The following is a 14,482-nucleotide window of genomic DNA, read 5'->3' as shown; positions in this document are numbered from 1 at the left end:
GAAAGGAGAGGCAGATGGCAGCAGAGACGTTGACAGGCTTGTCGGGCAAGGTCGCAATAACGAACATCGGGCTGCTGTTATCGGGCGACATCGATCAGCCGATTCTCGACGCGGACACGCTTGTGATCGACGACGGCGTGATCGTCGCGGTCGGCCGCGAAAAGGGCTGCGACCTCGAAGGCGTGCGCACGACGGTCGATTGCAAGGGCACGACGGTCGCGCCCGGTTTGATCGACTCACATGTGCATCCCGTGTTCGGCGACTGGACGCCGCGCCAGAATCAGATGGGCTGGATCGAATCCAATCTGAACGGCGGCGTCACCACGATGATTTCCGCCGGCGAAGTGCATTTGCCCGGCCGCCCAAAAGACGTGCTCGGTGTGAAGGCGCTGGCGATAACCGCGCAACGCTCGTTCGAAGGGATGCGCGGCGCGGGCGTCGGCGGCGGCGTCAAGGTGATGGCGGGCGCGCCGGTGATCGAAAAGGGCATGGTCGAAGAGGACTTCAAGGAACTCTCGGAAGCGGGCGTGAAGCTGCTCGGCGAAGTCGGCCTCGGCAGCGTGAAGGGCGGCGAGGAAGCGGCGCAGATGGTCGCGTGGGCGCGCAAATACGGCATTCAGAGCACGATTCACACGGGCGGTCCGTCGATTCCCGGCTCGGGCCTGATCGATCGCGACGTGGTGCTCGCCGCCGACGCCGACGTGATCGGCCACATCAACGGCGGGCACACGTCGCTCTCCTACCGGCATGTTTGCGACCTGTGCGAGCAGTCGAGCCGCGCGCTGGAAATCGTCCACAACGGCAACGAACGGATCGCCTTGCTGACCGCGCGTCACGCGATCGAATTGAAGTGTCCGCACCGGATCATTCTCGGCACCGATAGTCCTGCGGGTTCCGGCGTGCAACCGCTCGGCATTTTGCGGATGATCGCGCTGATTTCGAGCCTCGCCGACGTGCCCGCGGAAATCGCTTTCTGTTTCGCGACCGGCAACACCGCGCGTCAGCGCAATCTGCGCCAGGGGCTGATCGAAGTGGGCCGTCCCGCCGACCTCGTGTTCATGGACCGCGCGCAGCACACGGCGGCCGATACGTTGCTCGAAAGCGTGCAGCTCGGCGATATTCCGGGCGTGGGCATGGTGATGATCGACGGCTTGATCCGCTGCCGACGCAGCCGCAATACGCCACCGGCCACGGAAGTGCCGGTGGTGTTGTGAACACGTATCGCACAGCGAGGCCGGCACGAATATGAACCGCCCGGCGCCTCTTACGCTGAACGTGAACGGCGCGACGCACCTCGTCAGCGCCGCCGCCGACACGCCCTTGCTCTACCTGCTGCGCAACGACCTCGCGCTGAACGGTCCGAAATTCGGCTGCGGCCTCGGCGAATGCGGCGCATGCACGGTCCTGCTCGACGGCATGCCGACGCGCGCGTGCGTCACGACCGCGAAGGTCGCGTTAGGCCGCGAAATCACCACACTCGAAGGACTGGGCACGCGGGCGGCGTTGCATCCGGTGCAGCAGGCGTTCATCGAAGAACAGGCCGCGCAATGCGGCTATTGCCTGAACGGCATGATCATGACAGCCAAGGCGCTGCTCGATCGCGATCCGCATCCGAGCGTCGAGACTATCCGGCGCGAGCTGTCGCGCAATCTGTGCCGCTGCGGCACGCATGTCGAGATCGTGCGCGCGGTGCAGCGCGCCGCTGAATTGCTCGCCGCTCAAGCGGCGGCGCAATCAGCCGTGCACGAAGGAGTGCGCGCATGACCGGACCGGATTTCAGCGTCGATCGACGCAACGCGCCGCCGTCGCGTCAGCAACTCTACGACGCGCAGAGCGTGCTGATCGTCACGCGGCCGCCGCAAGCGCCGGTGAAGCCGGCAATCGGTCAGCCGGGCTCGCGTTCATCGTTCGTGCCGACCGAAGCGGACATGTTCCTCGTGGTGCGCGATGACGGCAGCGTGGTCGCGTTCAATGGTCACGTCGACCTCGGCACCGGCATCGGCACGGCGCTCGCGCAGATCGTCGCGGAAGAACTGGATGTGCCGTTGACGCGCGTGTCGATCGTGCTCGGCCATACGCGTGAAGCGCCGAATCAGGGGCCGACGATCGCCAGCGCGACGATTCAGATATCGGCGGTGCCATTAAGGCACGCTGCGGCGCAGGCGCGGCAGTTTCTGCTCAAGGAAGCGGCGGCGCGCTTCAAGGTGAGCATCGAGCAACTCGACGTGCGTGATGGTGTCGTCTATCAAAGCGACAGCAGCACGGCGACGAAAGGCATTGGCTACGGCGAGCTGATCAGCGGAAAACGTGTCGAATTGCAGCTCGCCACGGACGCGCCTTTGAAATCACCGGACGCGTACAAGATCGTCGGCAAGAGCGCGCCGCGCGTCGATATTCCCGCGAAGGCCACCGGCGAATTGAGTTTCGTACACGACGTGCGCGTGCCGGGCATGTTGCATGGCCGCGTGGTGCGGCCGCCGTACGCCGGCGTTGCGCAGGGCGACTTCATGGGCAACAGTCTGCTGCGGGTGGATGAAGACTCCGTCAGCGATTTGCCCGGCATCGTCAAGGTGGTGGTGATTCGCGATTTCGTCGGCCTCGTGGCGGAACGTGAGGAAGTCGCGCAGCAGGCCGTGAAGCGGCTTCGCGTGCAATGGAAAGCGGTCGACGGTTTGCCGTCGCTCGAAACCAGCGAAGAAGTGGAAGCGGCGCTGCGCGCGAATCCCGCGAAGCGACGCGATCTGGTGATCGACGGCGATGTGGATGCAGCACTGGCGCAAGATCCCGCTCGCACATTGGAACGCACCTACGTATGGCCGTTTCAGATGCATGCGTCGATTGGACCTTCGTGCGCGGTGGCCGATTATCGCGAGGGCGCGTTGAAGGTCTGGTCGGGCACGCAGAATCCGCATTCGCTGCGCGCCGATCTCGCGCTGCTGATGGGCATGGACGAAGCGAACATCGACATCGTGCGGATGGAGGCGGCGGGCTGCTACGGCCGCAATTGCGCGGACGATGTCGCCGCCGACGCCGCGTTGCTCTCGCGCGCCGCCGGCAGTCCGGTGCGTGCGCAACTCTCGCGCGAGGACGAGCACGCGTGGGAGCCGAAAGGCGCCGCGCAATTGATGGACGTGCGCGGCGCGTTGAACGCCGAGGGCGAACTGGCCGCGTACGACTTTGCGACGCGCTATCCGTCGAACGATGCGCCGACGCTGGCGCTGCTCCTGACCGGCACGATCTCCGCGCAGCCACAAGTGTTCGAAATGGGCGACCGCACCGCCGTGCCGCCGTACGACTACCGCACCATGCGCATCGTCTGCGACGACACACCGCCGATCGTGCGGGCGTCGTGGTTGCGCGGGGTGTCCGCGTTGCCGAACACGTTCGCGCACGAGTCCTTCATCGACGAACTCGCGGTGGAAGCGGGCGTCGATCCGGTCGAGTTTCGGCTAAAGCATTTGACCGATCCACGCGCGATCGAACTCGTGAAAGCGGTGGCGGAAAAGGCCGGCTGGGAACCGCGCAACGCCGAGCGTAACGATGAAGAAGGCGACATCGCACGCGGGCGCGGCATCGCATATGCCCGCTACGTGCATAGCAAATTCCCCGGCTTCGGCGCGGCATGGTCCGCGTGGGTGGCCGATGTCGAAGTCAACCGCAGGAGCGGCGAACTCGCGGTGACGCGCGTGGTGGTCGGCCAGGATACCGGCACGATGGTGAATCCCGACGGCGTGCGTCATCAGATCCACGGCAACGTGATCCAGACGACCAGCCGTGCGCTGAAAGAGCGCGTGACGTTCGGCGAGAACGCGGTGACGAGCCAGGAGTGGGGCGCGTATCCGATCCTGACTTTCCGTGAAGTGCCGGTGATCGACGTGGTGATGATGCCGCGCCACGGCGAGCCGCCGATGGGCGCGGGCGAATCCGCGTCGCTGCCCGGCGCGGCGGCGATTGCCAATGCGCTCTTCGATGCCACGGGCGTGCGGTTTCGGCGGCCGCCGTTCACGCCGGAAACGATCCGCGCCGCGCTTGCCGATGCTCAAGCCGAAGAGGCGGCGGCTCGCAAGAAAAAGCGCTGGCGGTTTGGTTTTCTCGGCGCTTTGGCAGCGGGCGCGGCGGGTTGGGTCGGCGCGTTGTCGCTCGCGCCGCACGCTATCGCACCGATCACGCCGCCGCTCGCGAGCGCGTTTGCGCCGGATCTCGTGGCGCGCGGCAAATTGCTGGCGTCGCTCGGCAATTGCGCGGTTTGCCATACCGCGCACAATGGCGTGCCGAACGCCGGCGGCAAACCGCTCGACACGCCTTTCGGCACCGTGTACAGCACCAACATCACGCCGGACGGCCAGACCGGCATCGGCAACTGGTCGCTCGAAGCCTTCGTGCGGGCGATGCGGCAAGGCATCAGCCGCGATGGCCATCGTCTCTATCCGGCCTTTCCGTACACATCGTTTCAGAACACCTCCGACGACGATCTGAAGGCGCTCTACGCCTACCTGATGGCGCAAACGCCGGTGCGCGCGCGTCCGCCGGAAACGAAGCTGGCCTATCCGTTCAGCGTGCGTCCGTTGATGTCTGCCTGGAACGCTTTGTTTCTCGGGCGCACAACCTTCACTGCCAGCGCGACGCAAAGCGCGCAATGGAATCGCGGCGCGTACCTGGTGAACGGACTCGGCCACTGCAGCGCGTGCCACACGCCGCGCAACGCCTTCGGCGCCGAGAAAACCGGCACGGCGTTCATGGGCGGCGGCACGGCGGACGGCTGGGAAGCGCCCGCGTTGTCGACGCTCTCGAACGCGCCCGTGCCCTGGAGCGAGGACGAACTCTTCAGCTATCTGCGCAACGGCCACGCGCCGCTGCACGGCGTCGCGGCGGGGCCGATGGCGCCGGTAGTCGGCGATCTGGCGGCGCTGCCCGACAGCGATATTCGGGCGATGGCCACGTATCTCGCGTCGCTCAATCCGTTGGAGCCGAACGCCGATCCGGCCGCGGTGGCACGTCAGTACGAACAGGCCAGCGCGATCTCGGGCGCGCCTGCGGGCCTCGGCGCGCGGCTCTTCGACGGCGCGTGCGCTGCTTGTCATCACACGGGCAGCGGGCCGCAATTGTTCGGCGCGCATCCTTCGCTGGCGCTTATCACGAATCTGCACAGCGCGACGCCCGATAACCTGATTCGCGTGATTCTCGACGGCATCGGCTCGCCTGCGCGGCCCGAACTCGGTACGATGCCGGCTTACCGCGACAGTTTCAACGACGCTCAGGTCGCCGAACTCGTGTCGTACCTGCGTCAGCAATTCGCCGGTGGCAAGCCGGCATGGCAGGACGTCACGGCGAGCGTCGCGCGGATTCGCGCAACGCCGCGGGCCGACTGAATCGCGAACCGCTTGAACGCTCGATAACAATCACCGCATTCCCGCAATCCTTTTGATAACGGAGAAACGCATGACCACGCGCGCAGGATGGATCTCTCGCCTCATGGTGCCGACGCTGTTCTCGCTCGCCGCCTTGAGCGCGAGCGCACAGCAGACCATCAAGATCGGCGAGATCAACAGCTACAAGGCGCAGCCCGCCTTTCTCGGGCCTTACAAGAACGGCTGGAATCTCGCGCTCGAGCAGGTGAACGCCGCGGGCGGCGTGCTCGGCAAACAGCTCGAAGTGGTGTCGCGCGACGACAACGGCAATCCTGGCGACACGATCCGCGTCGCGCAGGAACTGATTGCGCGCGAACAGGTGCAGTTGCTGTTCGGCGGCTTCCTCTCGAACACTGGCCTCGCGCTGACCGACTTCGCGAAGCAGAAGAAGATTTTCTTCCTCGCCGCTGAACCGCTGACCGACAAGATCGTGTGGGCCGATGGCAACAAATACACGTACCGTCTGCGGCCTTCCACGTATATGCAGGTGGCGATGCTGGTGCCGGAAGCGGCCAAGCTGCATAAGAAGCGCTGGGCGCTGGTGTATCCGAACTACGAGTACGGGCAATCGGCCGTGGCGACCTTCAAGAAGCTGCTGACGGCGGCGCAGCCCGACGTGCAGTTCGTCGCCGAACAGGCCACACCGCTCGGCAACGTCGATGCGGGCGCCGTGACGCAGGCAATCGCCGACGCCAAGCCGGATGCGATCTTCAACGTGCTGTTCGGCGCGGACCTCGGCAAGTTCGTGCGTGAGGGCAATACGCGCGGGCTCTTCAAGGATCGCAGCGTGGTGTCGCTGCTGACGGGCGAGCCGGATTATCTCGACCCGCTGGGCGCTGAAGCGCCGACCGGCTGGATCGTGACGGGCTATCCGTGGTATTCGATCGATACGGCGGCCAACAAGAAGTTCGTCGATGCGTATCAGGCCAAGTATCACGACTATCCGCGGCTCGGGTCGGTGGTGGGCTATTCGGCGTTGATGTCGATTGCGGCGGGGATCAAGAAGGCCGGGTCGGTCGATCCGGACAAGCTCGCCGCCGCGTTCAAGGGCCTTGGTGTGGATACACCGTTTGGGCCGATCAGCTATCGCGCGCAGGACAATCAGTCGACCATGGGCGCATATGTCGGCGTGACGGGTTTGAAGGACGGCAAGGGCGTGATGACGTCGTACCGGTATATCGATGGCGCGAATGTTCAGCCGTCGGATGCCGAGGTCAAGAAGCTGCGGCCTGCCGAGTAAGGTCTTGACGCCTGCGGCGCGCGCCGCCGCAGGCATGTGGAGAGCAACATACGCCGCCGCTGCACGGCAACCCACGGCAACGCATGGCGATAGGCGGAGAACTACTCCTCCGCGTCGTGCTCGATCACGAATCGTTTCAGATAAGCCAGCACGGCGGCTTCGACCGCGCGATGATCCGCGGTGCTTTTGGAGCCCGCATTCTCCTCGTCGCCGAACAGAGTGGACGGTGCGTTGTGCACATCCACTTCCTGGCCTTCGCGAAAGACGCGAATCTCATGAACGTCTTCGGCGTACTCGGCGATCCAGTGCACGCCTTCGATATGCGCGCCGGCACGTACGGTAGGTATCTTCATGGACGTCTCCCGTCGGGCCGGACCACACGCCAACCCTTACCAATACCATACGCCGTCCAGATGTGCGGCGCGAGTCCTGTTGCACAGTTGCTCGAGGAAAGATTTTTCGCGCGCGCCACAATATTCACGCTCCTGAAACGTCTTCAGGCGCATGGAACCGCCACTCACTTCGCACACGATGACCGAACGAGATACCGACATCACCGCGACCGTGGTGCGTGAGCGCACGAGGCTCGTCAATTTTATCCGGCGTCGAATACGCGACCCGGACGATGCCGAGGACATCCTGCAGGATGTGTTCCACGAATTCGTGCAGGCTTACCGGCTTCCCGCTCCGATCGAACAAGCGAGCGCGTGGCTGTTCCGTGCCGCGCGCAATCGCATCGTCGATCGTTTTCGCAAGAGGAAAGAGCAGCCGCTGGCAGATCTGTCCGCGGCGGGCGACGACGCCGACAGTGAGTATCGCCTCGACCTCGACCTGCCGGCGCACGATGCGGGTCCCGAAGCCCTCTACGCGCGTGCTCTATTGCTCAAGGCCTTACAGGATGCGCTCGATGAGCTGCCGGCGAATCAACGTGAGGTATTTATCGCACACGAACTGGAGGGCCGGTCCTTCAAGGACATGGTGGCGGAAAGCGGTGTCACGCTCAATACGTTGCTCGCGCGCAAACGCTACGCGGTCTTGCATCTGCGCGCCCGGCTGCAGGCCATTTATGACGAACTGGGTATCTAGAGGAGTCGAAGGATGAATTTTCGAATCAGATGTGCGGGTAAGGCACTGCTTGTGGTAGTCGCTATCGGCGTGCTCGGCTGGGTGGTCATGACTCTATGGAATTGGGTGATTCCGGCGCTATTCGTCGGCGCTCGTGCGATCGACTTCGCGCATGCGTTGGGCTTGCTGGTTTTGAGCCGCATCCTGTTTGGCGGATTCCGTGGACACGGCGGCTGGCGGGAACGGCGTCGCTGGCGCAAATGGGAAGCGATGACGCCCGAAGAACGCGAGCATTTCCAGACGGCGTGGCGATCGGGTCGCGCTCGGCGCACGGGAGATTGAACATGCGCGAGACATCACCGGCCGAGTGCAAACAGAAGCCGGGCGTGATTGCACCCGTGGTTGACCTGACACGTTGCGAGGGAAAGGGCGATTGCCTCGAGGTCTGCCCCGAGAAGGTGTTTGAGATCCGGCGCATCGATGAGGTCGACTATCGCAGCCTCGATTTGATGCATCGCCTCAAGCTGCGCGTGCACGGAATGAAAGTCGCCTACACGCCCAACGCGCACGCCTGCCGGTCATGCGGTCTGTGCGTGACGGCATGCCCGGAACGCGCGATCAAGCTGGCCAGAACGGCATAGCGCCACACGTTTTAGCTGATGGCGAAAAGACAGTGCGCCTGCCTGAGGCAGTGGTCTGTCGTTTGATACGTCAACAGCATTTTCGGTCTCGTCGAGGAGCGCACATGGCTTCATCAACCACAGGTCTTCTGCAACGGCTTGATGAACAGAGCCAGACAGAAGTCATAGCCCGCGCACGGGCGCAGTTCCAGGGATCGAGCCAGGAGTTTCAGGATCTTGCAGAGGAATACGACATGCTCGCGCCACGTCTGCGTGGACGGTTTCTCGAAACGCTCGGGCTATCTAGCGAAGACTTCGAATCCTCGCAAGGCACACCGCTATCGTTAGCCGTGTCGGCGGAGACGGGAAGGTTTTTGAGCAATATGGTGCTCTCGCACAAACCGGCCCGAATCCTCGAACTGGGCAGTTCCTGCGGCGTGTCCACGCTGTATTTCGCCGAGGCCCTTCGCACGCTAGGCAGTGGCATGGTTGTAGCGACCGAACTCGACGCTGTTAAATGCGCACATCTTCGGGCCCACGTCAGAACGGCGGGCGTGCAAGCGTATGTCGACCTGCGGGAGGGTGATGTATTCCAGACCATTTCCGAACTGGACGGCACTTTCGACATGGTCTTTATCGACGTATGGGCCAGCACCTATCTCAATCTATTCAAGCAAATTGAACGGCTGCTACGTCCCGGATCTATCGTTCTCGCCGACAACATGTACACAGCCGAGGACGCCGTTCGGCCATACAAGCACTATCTTGACGGCAATCCGCGCTTCTCGACAACGACGCTGGACTTTGAATCGGGGCTCGAATTTACGGTTGTCGTCTCTTAAGCTAACGAAGAGCGGTGCCGCCGTACGGGCGAAGAGCCGTCAGGACAGGCACTTCCATCACATGAGTACGGGAGAATGAGCCGCCACCCATCGGGACTGCGGGCGGCGAACTTGACGAGACGTCACGGGCAATTGTCGAAGTCGGCTGGCTTCAGACGGCGTTTTTCAGCGCGATTCGCCTGCCAGACGCCGCGCGGCACACGCGTTGCTGCATGACACAGGCCACATCCAACTGGAGAACTGTCATGCCTGAAAAGAAAACGATCGAGCGTGCTAAGACCGACAAACGCGCCGGCAAAGCATCGAGCACCCAAGCAGGTGAATTCGTCAAGGAACAGGTCGATAAGGTGCGTGCCGGCAAGCACGGCGTCAGGTCGGCCAAGCAGGCGATTGCGATCGGCCTCTCGGAAGCGCGCCGCGCGGGCGTCGCCGTAAAGTCGCCGAAGAAGGGCACGGCAAGTGAGGCCACCCGCAAGAAGGCCGCTACGGATAACGCCGCGGGCCAGCACAAGAGCACTACGAAGAAGACCACCGAGTCGACTGCGAAGCGTTCGCGTGCCGCCACTAATGCGTTGAAGCGCGAGGGCAGCGCGGGTGCATCGCCGGCAGCGCTGTCGAAGCAGACGAAGACGGCGGCAGCCAAACGCCCCGCCGCCAGCCGTTCCGCGGCGGCGAAGAAGGCTGCTGCGACTAAGGGTGCTGCAGGCCGTTCGGCGGCTGCGAAGAAAGCCGCTCATACGCGGGCTTCGCGTACGCACCATTGAGCTTCGCGGCAGTCGCGCGGCGCGACGGTCAGCTGAGCTGAGCCGGGCCGGGCCGGCGGCTCGCCGCCCGCCGCGCCCGGCGGCGGCCGCGCCGCGTTGCGCGATGCCGCCGTCCTCGGCGTGCGTTGCTTGAGCGTGTGACGCACATAGCGCATTCGAAAAGAAGGCGGCGCAAATTACGCGCCGCCTTCTTTCTGCTGCCTATCGCGAGCTGATTACTGCACCGTAGCCAACACGTCGCCCACGGTCTTGAAGATGTGCGCGATCTGCTCTTCGTTGATGATGAGCGGCGGCGAGAACGCGAGAATATCGCCCGTAAAGCGCACCAGCACGCCCGCTTCGAAGCATTTGACGAACGCTTCGTAAGCCCGCGCGCCCGGCGCGCCGTCGCGCGATTCGAGTTCCACGCCGGCGATCATGCCGAGGTTGCGCACGTCCTTCACGTGCTTCGCGCCACGCAGCGAGTGAGCCGCCGCTTCGAACGTCGGCGCAAGCGTCGCGGCCCGTTCGAACAGACCTTCGCGCTTATACAGATCGAGCGTGGCGACCGCGGCTGCTGTCGCGACCGGGTGGGCCGAATACGTGTAGCCGTGGAACAGCTCGATCGCACCTTGCGCGCCGCTGTTCACGATCGTGTCGTGGATCGTGCGGCTCGCGGCCACCGCGCCCATCGGAATCGCGGCGTTGTTGATCGCCTTCGCCATCGTGATCAGGTCCGGCGTCACGCCGAAGTATTCGCTCGCCGTGGCCTTGCCGACGCGGCCGAAAGCGGTGATCACTTCGTCGAAAATCAGCAGGATGCCGTGCTTCGTGCAGATTTCGCGCAGCTTTTGCAGATAGCCTTGCGGCGGAATCAGCACGCCCGTCGAGCCGGCCACCGGTTCGACGATCACCGCGGCGATGGTCGACGCATCGTGCAGCGTGACGATGCGTTCCAGATCCTCGGCGAGATGCGCGCCCCAGGCCGGCTGGCCTTTCGAGAACGCGTTGTGTTCGAGGTTATGCGTGTGCGGCAGATGATCGACCGCCGGCAGCAGCGCGCCCGAGAAGGTCTTGCGGTTCGGCGCGATGCCGCCGACCGAGATGCCGCCGAAGCCCACGCCGTGGTAGCCGCGCTCGCGCCCGATCAGGCGTGTGCGTTGGCCTTCGCCGCGCGAACGGTGGTACGCGAGCGCGATTTTCAGCGCGGTGTCGACCGATTCCGAACCCGAGTTCGTGAAGAAGATGCGGTCGAGGCCTTCCGGCATCAGTTCGGCGACTTTGGTGGCCGCTTCGAAGGCGAGCGGGTGGCCCATCTGGAAGGTCGGCGCGAAGTCGAGCTTCGAGAGTTGCTGGGTGATCGCCGCAACAATTTCTTCGCGGCCGTGACCGGCGTTCACGCACCACAGACCCGCGCAACCGTCGAGCACTTCACGCCCGTCCGTGCTGCGGTAGTACATGCCCTTGGCCGATTCCAGCAGGCGCGGCGCGGCCTTGAACTGGCGGTTGGCGGTAAAGGGCATCCAGAAAGACGACAGATCGTCGATGACGGGGCGCGAAGTCATGGGTATCTCCTCGAAGTGGTCGCCCAAGGGTTTCCATTGGGGCATGGCGAAACTGTAGCGTTCGCGGTTTAATGGCGGCATAAACAGTTGACGCAGTGTGGCGCTAACTGTGTTGGTGGATTCGCGGCAACTGTGTCGATGCTTGCCGTGGCAGGCCGGCAAGCTCGCCGGCGCCGCATTTCGAACGTACTCATATGCTCAGCCGCCTTGCGCGGCCCGCTTTTTCGTCCTGATCATGATCGAACTACAACTCGAGCGCGACCGGCGCGCCGCTCCCACGCTCGTCGAGCAGGTGGTGCAAGGCTTTGCGCGCGCCATCGAAGGGCAATCGCTGCGCGCGGGCGCGCTGCTGCCGTCGGTGCGGCAACTGGCGCAGAGCCACGACCTGAGCACCTTCACGGTCACGGAGGCGTACAACCGGCTGGTGTCGATGGGTCTCGTGGTCGCGCGGCGCGGTTCCGGCTATCGCGTGGCGGCGCGCTCGCAGTCCGCGCGGGTCGCCGCCACCGACTGGCAGCCGCCGAGCCTCACCGCGACCTGGCTCCTGTCCGACGTGTTCGCCGATCATTCGGTGCCGATCAAGGCGGGCGGCGGCTGGCTGCCGAACGAGTGGATCAACGAGCCGGGTTTGCAACATGCGCTGCGCGCCATGAGCCGGGTGCCGGCGGCGCGCCTCGGCGATTACGGGCATCCATATGGATTCGCGCCGCTGCGCGAGCGAATCGCCGAGCAACTCGACCGGCGCGGCCTGCCGGTGGATGTCTCGAACATCCTGCTCACGCAAGGCGCGACGCAAGGGCTGGATCTGATCGTGCGCACGCTGCTGCGCGCGGGCGACGCCGTGATCGTCGAAGATCCCGGCTATTGCAATCTGCTGCAGATTCTCAAGCTGGCCGGACTGGTGGTGCATGGCGTGCCGCGCACGCCGGCGGGCGTCGATACGGACGTGCTCGAAGCGCTGGTCGCCGAGCACAAGCCGAAGGCGATCTTCGTCAACACGACGCTGCAGAATCCGACCGGCGCGACCTTCGGCATGTCGGCGGCGTTCCGCTTGCTGCAGATCGCCGAGCGTCAGCGCATGTGGGTGATCGAAGACGATGTGAGCCGCGAACTCGCGCCGTCCGGCGCGCCGCTCTTCGCGGCGATGGAAGGTTTGCAGCGGGTGCTTTACGTCGGCGGTTTTTCGAAGACGGTGACGCCGGGGCTGCGTTGCGGCTACGTGGTCGCCGAGCGCGCGGTGCTGCGCGAATTGGCGCGCACGAAGATGGCGGTGGGATTGACGTCGTCGGAGGCGATCGAGCGGATCGTCGACAAGGTGCTGCTGGAGGGGCGCTATGCGCGCCATGTGGAAGCGGTCAACGAGCGTCTCAAGCTCGCGCACGCGACCGTCGAAGAGCGGCTCGATTCGCTCGGCCTCGAACTGTTTCACCGGCCGCGCGCCGGGCTGTTCCTGTGGGCGCGCTTGCCGATCGAAGCAGAGCGGGCCGGCGAAGTGGCGACGGCCGCCCTCACTCACGGTATCTGGCTCGCGCCGGGCTCCTACTTCCGTCCCGACGATGCCCCGAGCGCCTGGTTCCGCTTCAACGCACCGTATTCGACGGACGATGCGTTGTGGCGGTTTATCGAGCGAGTCGGGCAGGGCGCGTTATAGCGGCCGGGTTCAGGCCGACTGTCCGATCAGCTTCAGCGCGATCGGATACAGCGACAGCACCAGCAGCAGCGCCATCGCCACATTGAAAACGCGCAACCGCTTCGGGTCCGACAGCACCTGCCGCATGGCGGTGCCGAAACCCGCCCACAGGCAGATGCACGGAAAGCCGATCACGTAGAAGATCACCGCCATCGCAATGGCGTTCATGCTGTAGCTCTCGCTGAGGTGGATCGTGGTGGCGGCGGTCAGCACCATCATCCATGCCTTCGGATTGACCCACTGGAAGGCGATCGCTTCGTAGAACTTCATGGGCCGGCGCTCGCCTTTTTTTACCTTCAACTCGCCCGAAGTGCCGATCTTCCACGCGAGATACAGCAGATACGCGACGCTCGCGACCTCGAGCACCGTGTAGAGCACGGGGAAATGCACGAAGGCTTCGCCCAGACCGATCCCGACCGACAGCATCAACAGCACGACACCGGCGCTAATGCCGGACAGATGCGGCAACGTGCGGCGGAACCCGAAATTGACGCCCGAGGCCAGCAGCATCGTGTTGTTCGGACCGGGCGTGATGGTGGTGACGAGCGCGAACAGGATGCCGGCGGGCAGCGCGCTGAGACTGAGAAATGACATGGCAAGCTCCGGTGTCGGGCGGAAGAACATTGGAGCATTCTAGCGAGCGTTGCCGGTACAGTACCGGTACGGTTTGTGAGATGGTGTCCGGTACGGGTGGCGGTGGATTGCCTGCGTGCGGCGGTCCGCGGCTTCGGACGACAGTAATAGTGAGATTCGCGCCACTATTAGTGAGACTTACGACAGTATTAATGAGACTGAAAGTGGCGGGCGCCGGCGGGCTCTTCCGGTATTGTCCGGCGGGCACACTTTGCTGGAGTCCGGTTCGCTACGCGCCTTCAGGTGTCCGTAAGCTTGGATGTTTGGTGTCAAAGGCCTGGGAGCATGCTCATTCTTCAGTGGCAACAAGCGACCGTCTCAACTTCGGCCGGAGCCGCCATTGGGACAGTTGGGTTCTTCGTCGGCAATGTCGCGGATTGCTGACGTTGGCGGCCTAGATCAATCCAGCGGCAGCTTTCCTTATCGACGGACTCACACTCTTACATGGACACCGCCCGGTTTGCCAGGTTGATCTTGTGTGATGCGTGAACAAGGTATCGGCTGCGGTCTTATATGCGGCCTTTTGCAAGCCGAAGCTGCGGGCCCTGATGGAATTCGCCAGGAACGTCCTCATCTCGGCCACGTGCTTGAGGCACAAGAGTGTGTTCAGGTTTGCGTTCCTGCGGTCCGACCTGTCTTGCCATCACATTGAAATCAACCCTAGCAACCTACCAGT

Annotated in this window: 13 protein-coding genes; 10 read left to right on the top strand and 3 right to left on the bottom strand. The window is 64.0% G+C overall.

Annotated elements, in window-relative coordinates; all coding sequences use genetic code 11:
* Positions 1-14: 14 nt before the first annotated feature.
* From B0G74_RS27425 to B0G74_RS27410, 4 genes are all read left to right on the top strand, one after another.
* Positions 15-1,214, top strand: a complete 1,200-nt coding sequence (locus tag B0G74_RS27425) for an amidohydrolase family protein (RefSeq protein ID WP_132378173.1) — start codon at positions 15-17, stop codon at positions 1,212-1,214.
* 31 nt (positions 1,215-1,245) lie between these two features.
* A complete protein-coding gene (locus tag B0G74_RS27420; RefSeq protein ID WP_132378171.1) occupies positions 1,246-1,764 on the top strand; it encodes a (2Fe-2S)-binding protein in 519 nt (172 codons plus the stop codon).
* A complete protein-coding gene (locus B0G74_RS27415) occupies positions 1,761-5,369 on the top strand; it encodes a molybdopterin cofactor-binding domain-containing protein (protein ID WP_132378169.1) in 3,609 nt (1,202 codons plus the stop codon). Before B0G74_RS27420 ends, B0G74_RS27415 begins: the two co-directional genes overlap by 4 nt.
* A gap of 70 nt (positions 5,370-5,439) precedes the next feature.
* A complete protein-coding gene (locus B0G74_RS27410; RefSeq protein WP_132378167.1) occupies positions 5,440-6,648 on the top strand; it encodes an ABC transporter substrate-binding protein in 1,209 nt (402 codons plus the stop codon).
* A 101-nt stretch (positions 6,649-6,749) separates the two neighbouring features.
* On the opposite strand, the gene B0G74_RS27405 is transcribed toward B0G74_RS27410, so the two are convergent.
* A complete protein-coding gene (locus B0G74_RS27405; protein ID WP_007178046.1) occupies positions 6,750-7,001 on the bottom strand; it encodes a hypothetical protein in 252 nt (83 codons plus the stop codon).
* A gap of 151 nt (positions 7,002-7,152) precedes the next feature.
* Between B0G74_RS27405 and B0G74_RS27400 the strand changes: the two genes are divergently transcribed.
* The 5 genes from B0G74_RS27400 (at position 7,153) to B0G74_RS27380 (ending at position 9,939) form a co-directional block, all read left to right on the top strand.
* Positions 7,153-7,734 carry a sigma-70 family RNA polymerase sigma factor gene (locus tag B0G74_RS27400; protein WP_207915708.1) on the top strand — a complete coding sequence of 194 codons (582 nt, stop codon included), beginning with the start codon at positions 7,153-7,155 and terminating at the stop codon, positions 7,732-7,734.
* Positions 7,735-7,746: 12 nt separating this feature from the next.
* Positions 7,747-8,055 carry a hypothetical protein gene (locus tag B0G74_RS27395; RefSeq protein WP_132378165.1) on the top strand — a complete coding sequence of 103 codons (309 nt, stop codon included), beginning with the start codon at positions 7,747-7,749 and terminating at the stop codon, positions 8,053-8,055.
* Positions 8,056-8,057: 2 nt separating this feature from the next.
* Positions 8,058-8,354 (top strand): ferredoxin family protein, encoded by a 297-nt coding sequence (locus tag B0G74_RS27390; RefSeq protein ID WP_132378163.1) that lies wholly within the window; start codon positions 8,058-8,060, stop codon positions 8,352-8,354.
* A 104-nt stretch (positions 8,355-8,458) separates the two neighbouring features.
* On the top strand, positions 8,459-9,175 hold the full coding sequence (locus tag B0G74_RS27385) for a class I SAM-dependent methyltransferase (RefSeq protein ID WP_132378161.1): 717 nt from the start codon (positions 8,459-8,461) through the stop codon (positions 9,173-9,175).
* Positions 9,176-9,420: 245 nt separating this feature from the next.
* Positions 9,421-9,939 (top strand): DUF6496 domain-containing protein, encoded by a 519-nt coding sequence (locus tag B0G74_RS27380; RefSeq protein ID WP_132378159.1) that lies wholly within the window; start codon positions 9,421-9,423, stop codon positions 9,937-9,939.
* 215 nt (positions 9,940-10,154) lie between these two features.
* Here B0G74_RS27380 and B0G74_RS27375 read toward each other — a convergent pair whose 3' ends face one another.
* Complete coding sequence (locus tag B0G74_RS27375; protein WP_132378157.1) at positions 10,155-11,483, bottom strand: aspartate aminotransferase family protein; 1,329 nt, start codon at positions 11,481-11,483, stop codon at positions 10,155-10,157.
* A gap of 235 nt (positions 11,484-11,718) precedes the next feature.
* Between B0G74_RS27375 and B0G74_RS27370 the strand changes: the two genes are divergently transcribed.
* Positions 11,719-13,134 (top strand): PLP-dependent aminotransferase family protein, encoded by a 1,416-nt coding sequence (locus tag B0G74_RS27370; protein WP_132378155.1) that lies wholly within the window; start codon positions 11,719-11,721, stop codon positions 13,132-13,134.
* A gap of 9 nt (positions 13,135-13,143) precedes the next feature.
* Here B0G74_RS27370 and B0G74_RS27365 read toward each other — a convergent pair whose 3' ends face one another.
* Positions 13,144-13,767, bottom strand: coding sequence for a LysE family translocator (locus tag B0G74_RS27365; RefSeq protein WP_132378153.1), 624 nt, complete (start codon positions 13,765-13,767; stop codon positions 13,144-13,146).
* Between the last annotated feature and the right edge of the window lie 715 nt (positions 13,768-14,482).

Origin of the sequence: Paraburkholderia sp. BL9I2N2 (assembly GCF_004339745.1) — a bacterium.
Taxonomy (GTDB): Bacteria; Pseudomonadota; Gammaproteobacteria; order Burkholderiales; family Burkholderiaceae; genus Paraburkholderia.
Note: the sequence above shows the minus strand (reverse complement) of the source record. Positions and strands in the feature narration are given on the sequence as shown.

Bases quoted from the DNA above. Each gene is read 5' to 3' on its own strand.
- B0G74_RS27380 (WP_132378159.1), top strand. From the start codon at position 9,421: ATGCCTGAAAAGAAAACGATCGAGCGTGCTAAGACCGACAAACGCGCC.
- B0G74_RS27405 (WP_007178046.1), bottom strand. From the start codon at position 7,001: ATGAAGATACCTACCGTACGTGCCGGCGCGCATATCGAAGGCGTGCAC.
- B0G74_RS27395 (WP_132378165.1), top strand. From the start codon at position 7,747: ATGAATTTTCGAATCAGATGTGCGGGTAAGGCACTGCTTGTGGTAGTC.
- B0G74_RS27425 (WP_132378173.1), top strand. From the start codon at position 15: ATGGCAGCAGAGACGTTGACAGGCTTGTCGGGCAAGGTCGCAATAACG.
- B0G74_RS27415 (WP_132378169.1), top strand. From the start codon at position 1,761: ATGACCGGACCGGATTTCAGCGTCGATCGACGCAACGCGCCGCCGTCG.
- B0G74_RS27420 (WP_132378171.1), top strand. From the start codon at position 1,246: ATGAACCGCCCGGCGCCTCTTACGCTGAACGTGAACGGCGCGACGCAC.
- B0G74_RS27400 (WP_207915708.1), top strand. From the start codon at position 7,153: ATGGAACCGCCACTCACTTCGCACACGATGACCGAACGAGATACCGAC.
- B0G74_RS27365 (WP_132378153.1), bottom strand. From the start codon at position 13,767: ATGTCATTTCTCAGTCTCAGCGCGCTGCCCGCCGGCATCCTGTTCGCG.
- B0G74_RS27390 (WP_132378163.1), top strand. From the start codon at position 8,058: ATGCGCGAGACATCACCGGCCGAGTGCAAACAGAAGCCGGGCGTGATT.
- B0G74_RS27370 (WP_132378155.1), top strand. From the start codon at position 11,719: ATGATCGAACTACAACTCGAGCGCGACCGGCGCGCCGCTCCCACGCTC.
- B0G74_RS27410 (WP_132378167.1), top strand. From the start codon at position 5,440: ATGACCACGCGCGCAGGATGGATCTCTCGCCTCATGGTGCCGACGCTG.
- B0G74_RS27375 (WP_132378157.1), bottom strand. From the start codon at position 11,483: ATGACTTCGCGCCCCGTCATCGACGATCTGTCGTCTTTCTGGATGCCC.
- B0G74_RS27385 (WP_132378161.1), top strand. From the start codon at position 8,459: ATGGCTTCATCAACCACAGGTCTTCTGCAACGGCTTGATGAACAGAGC.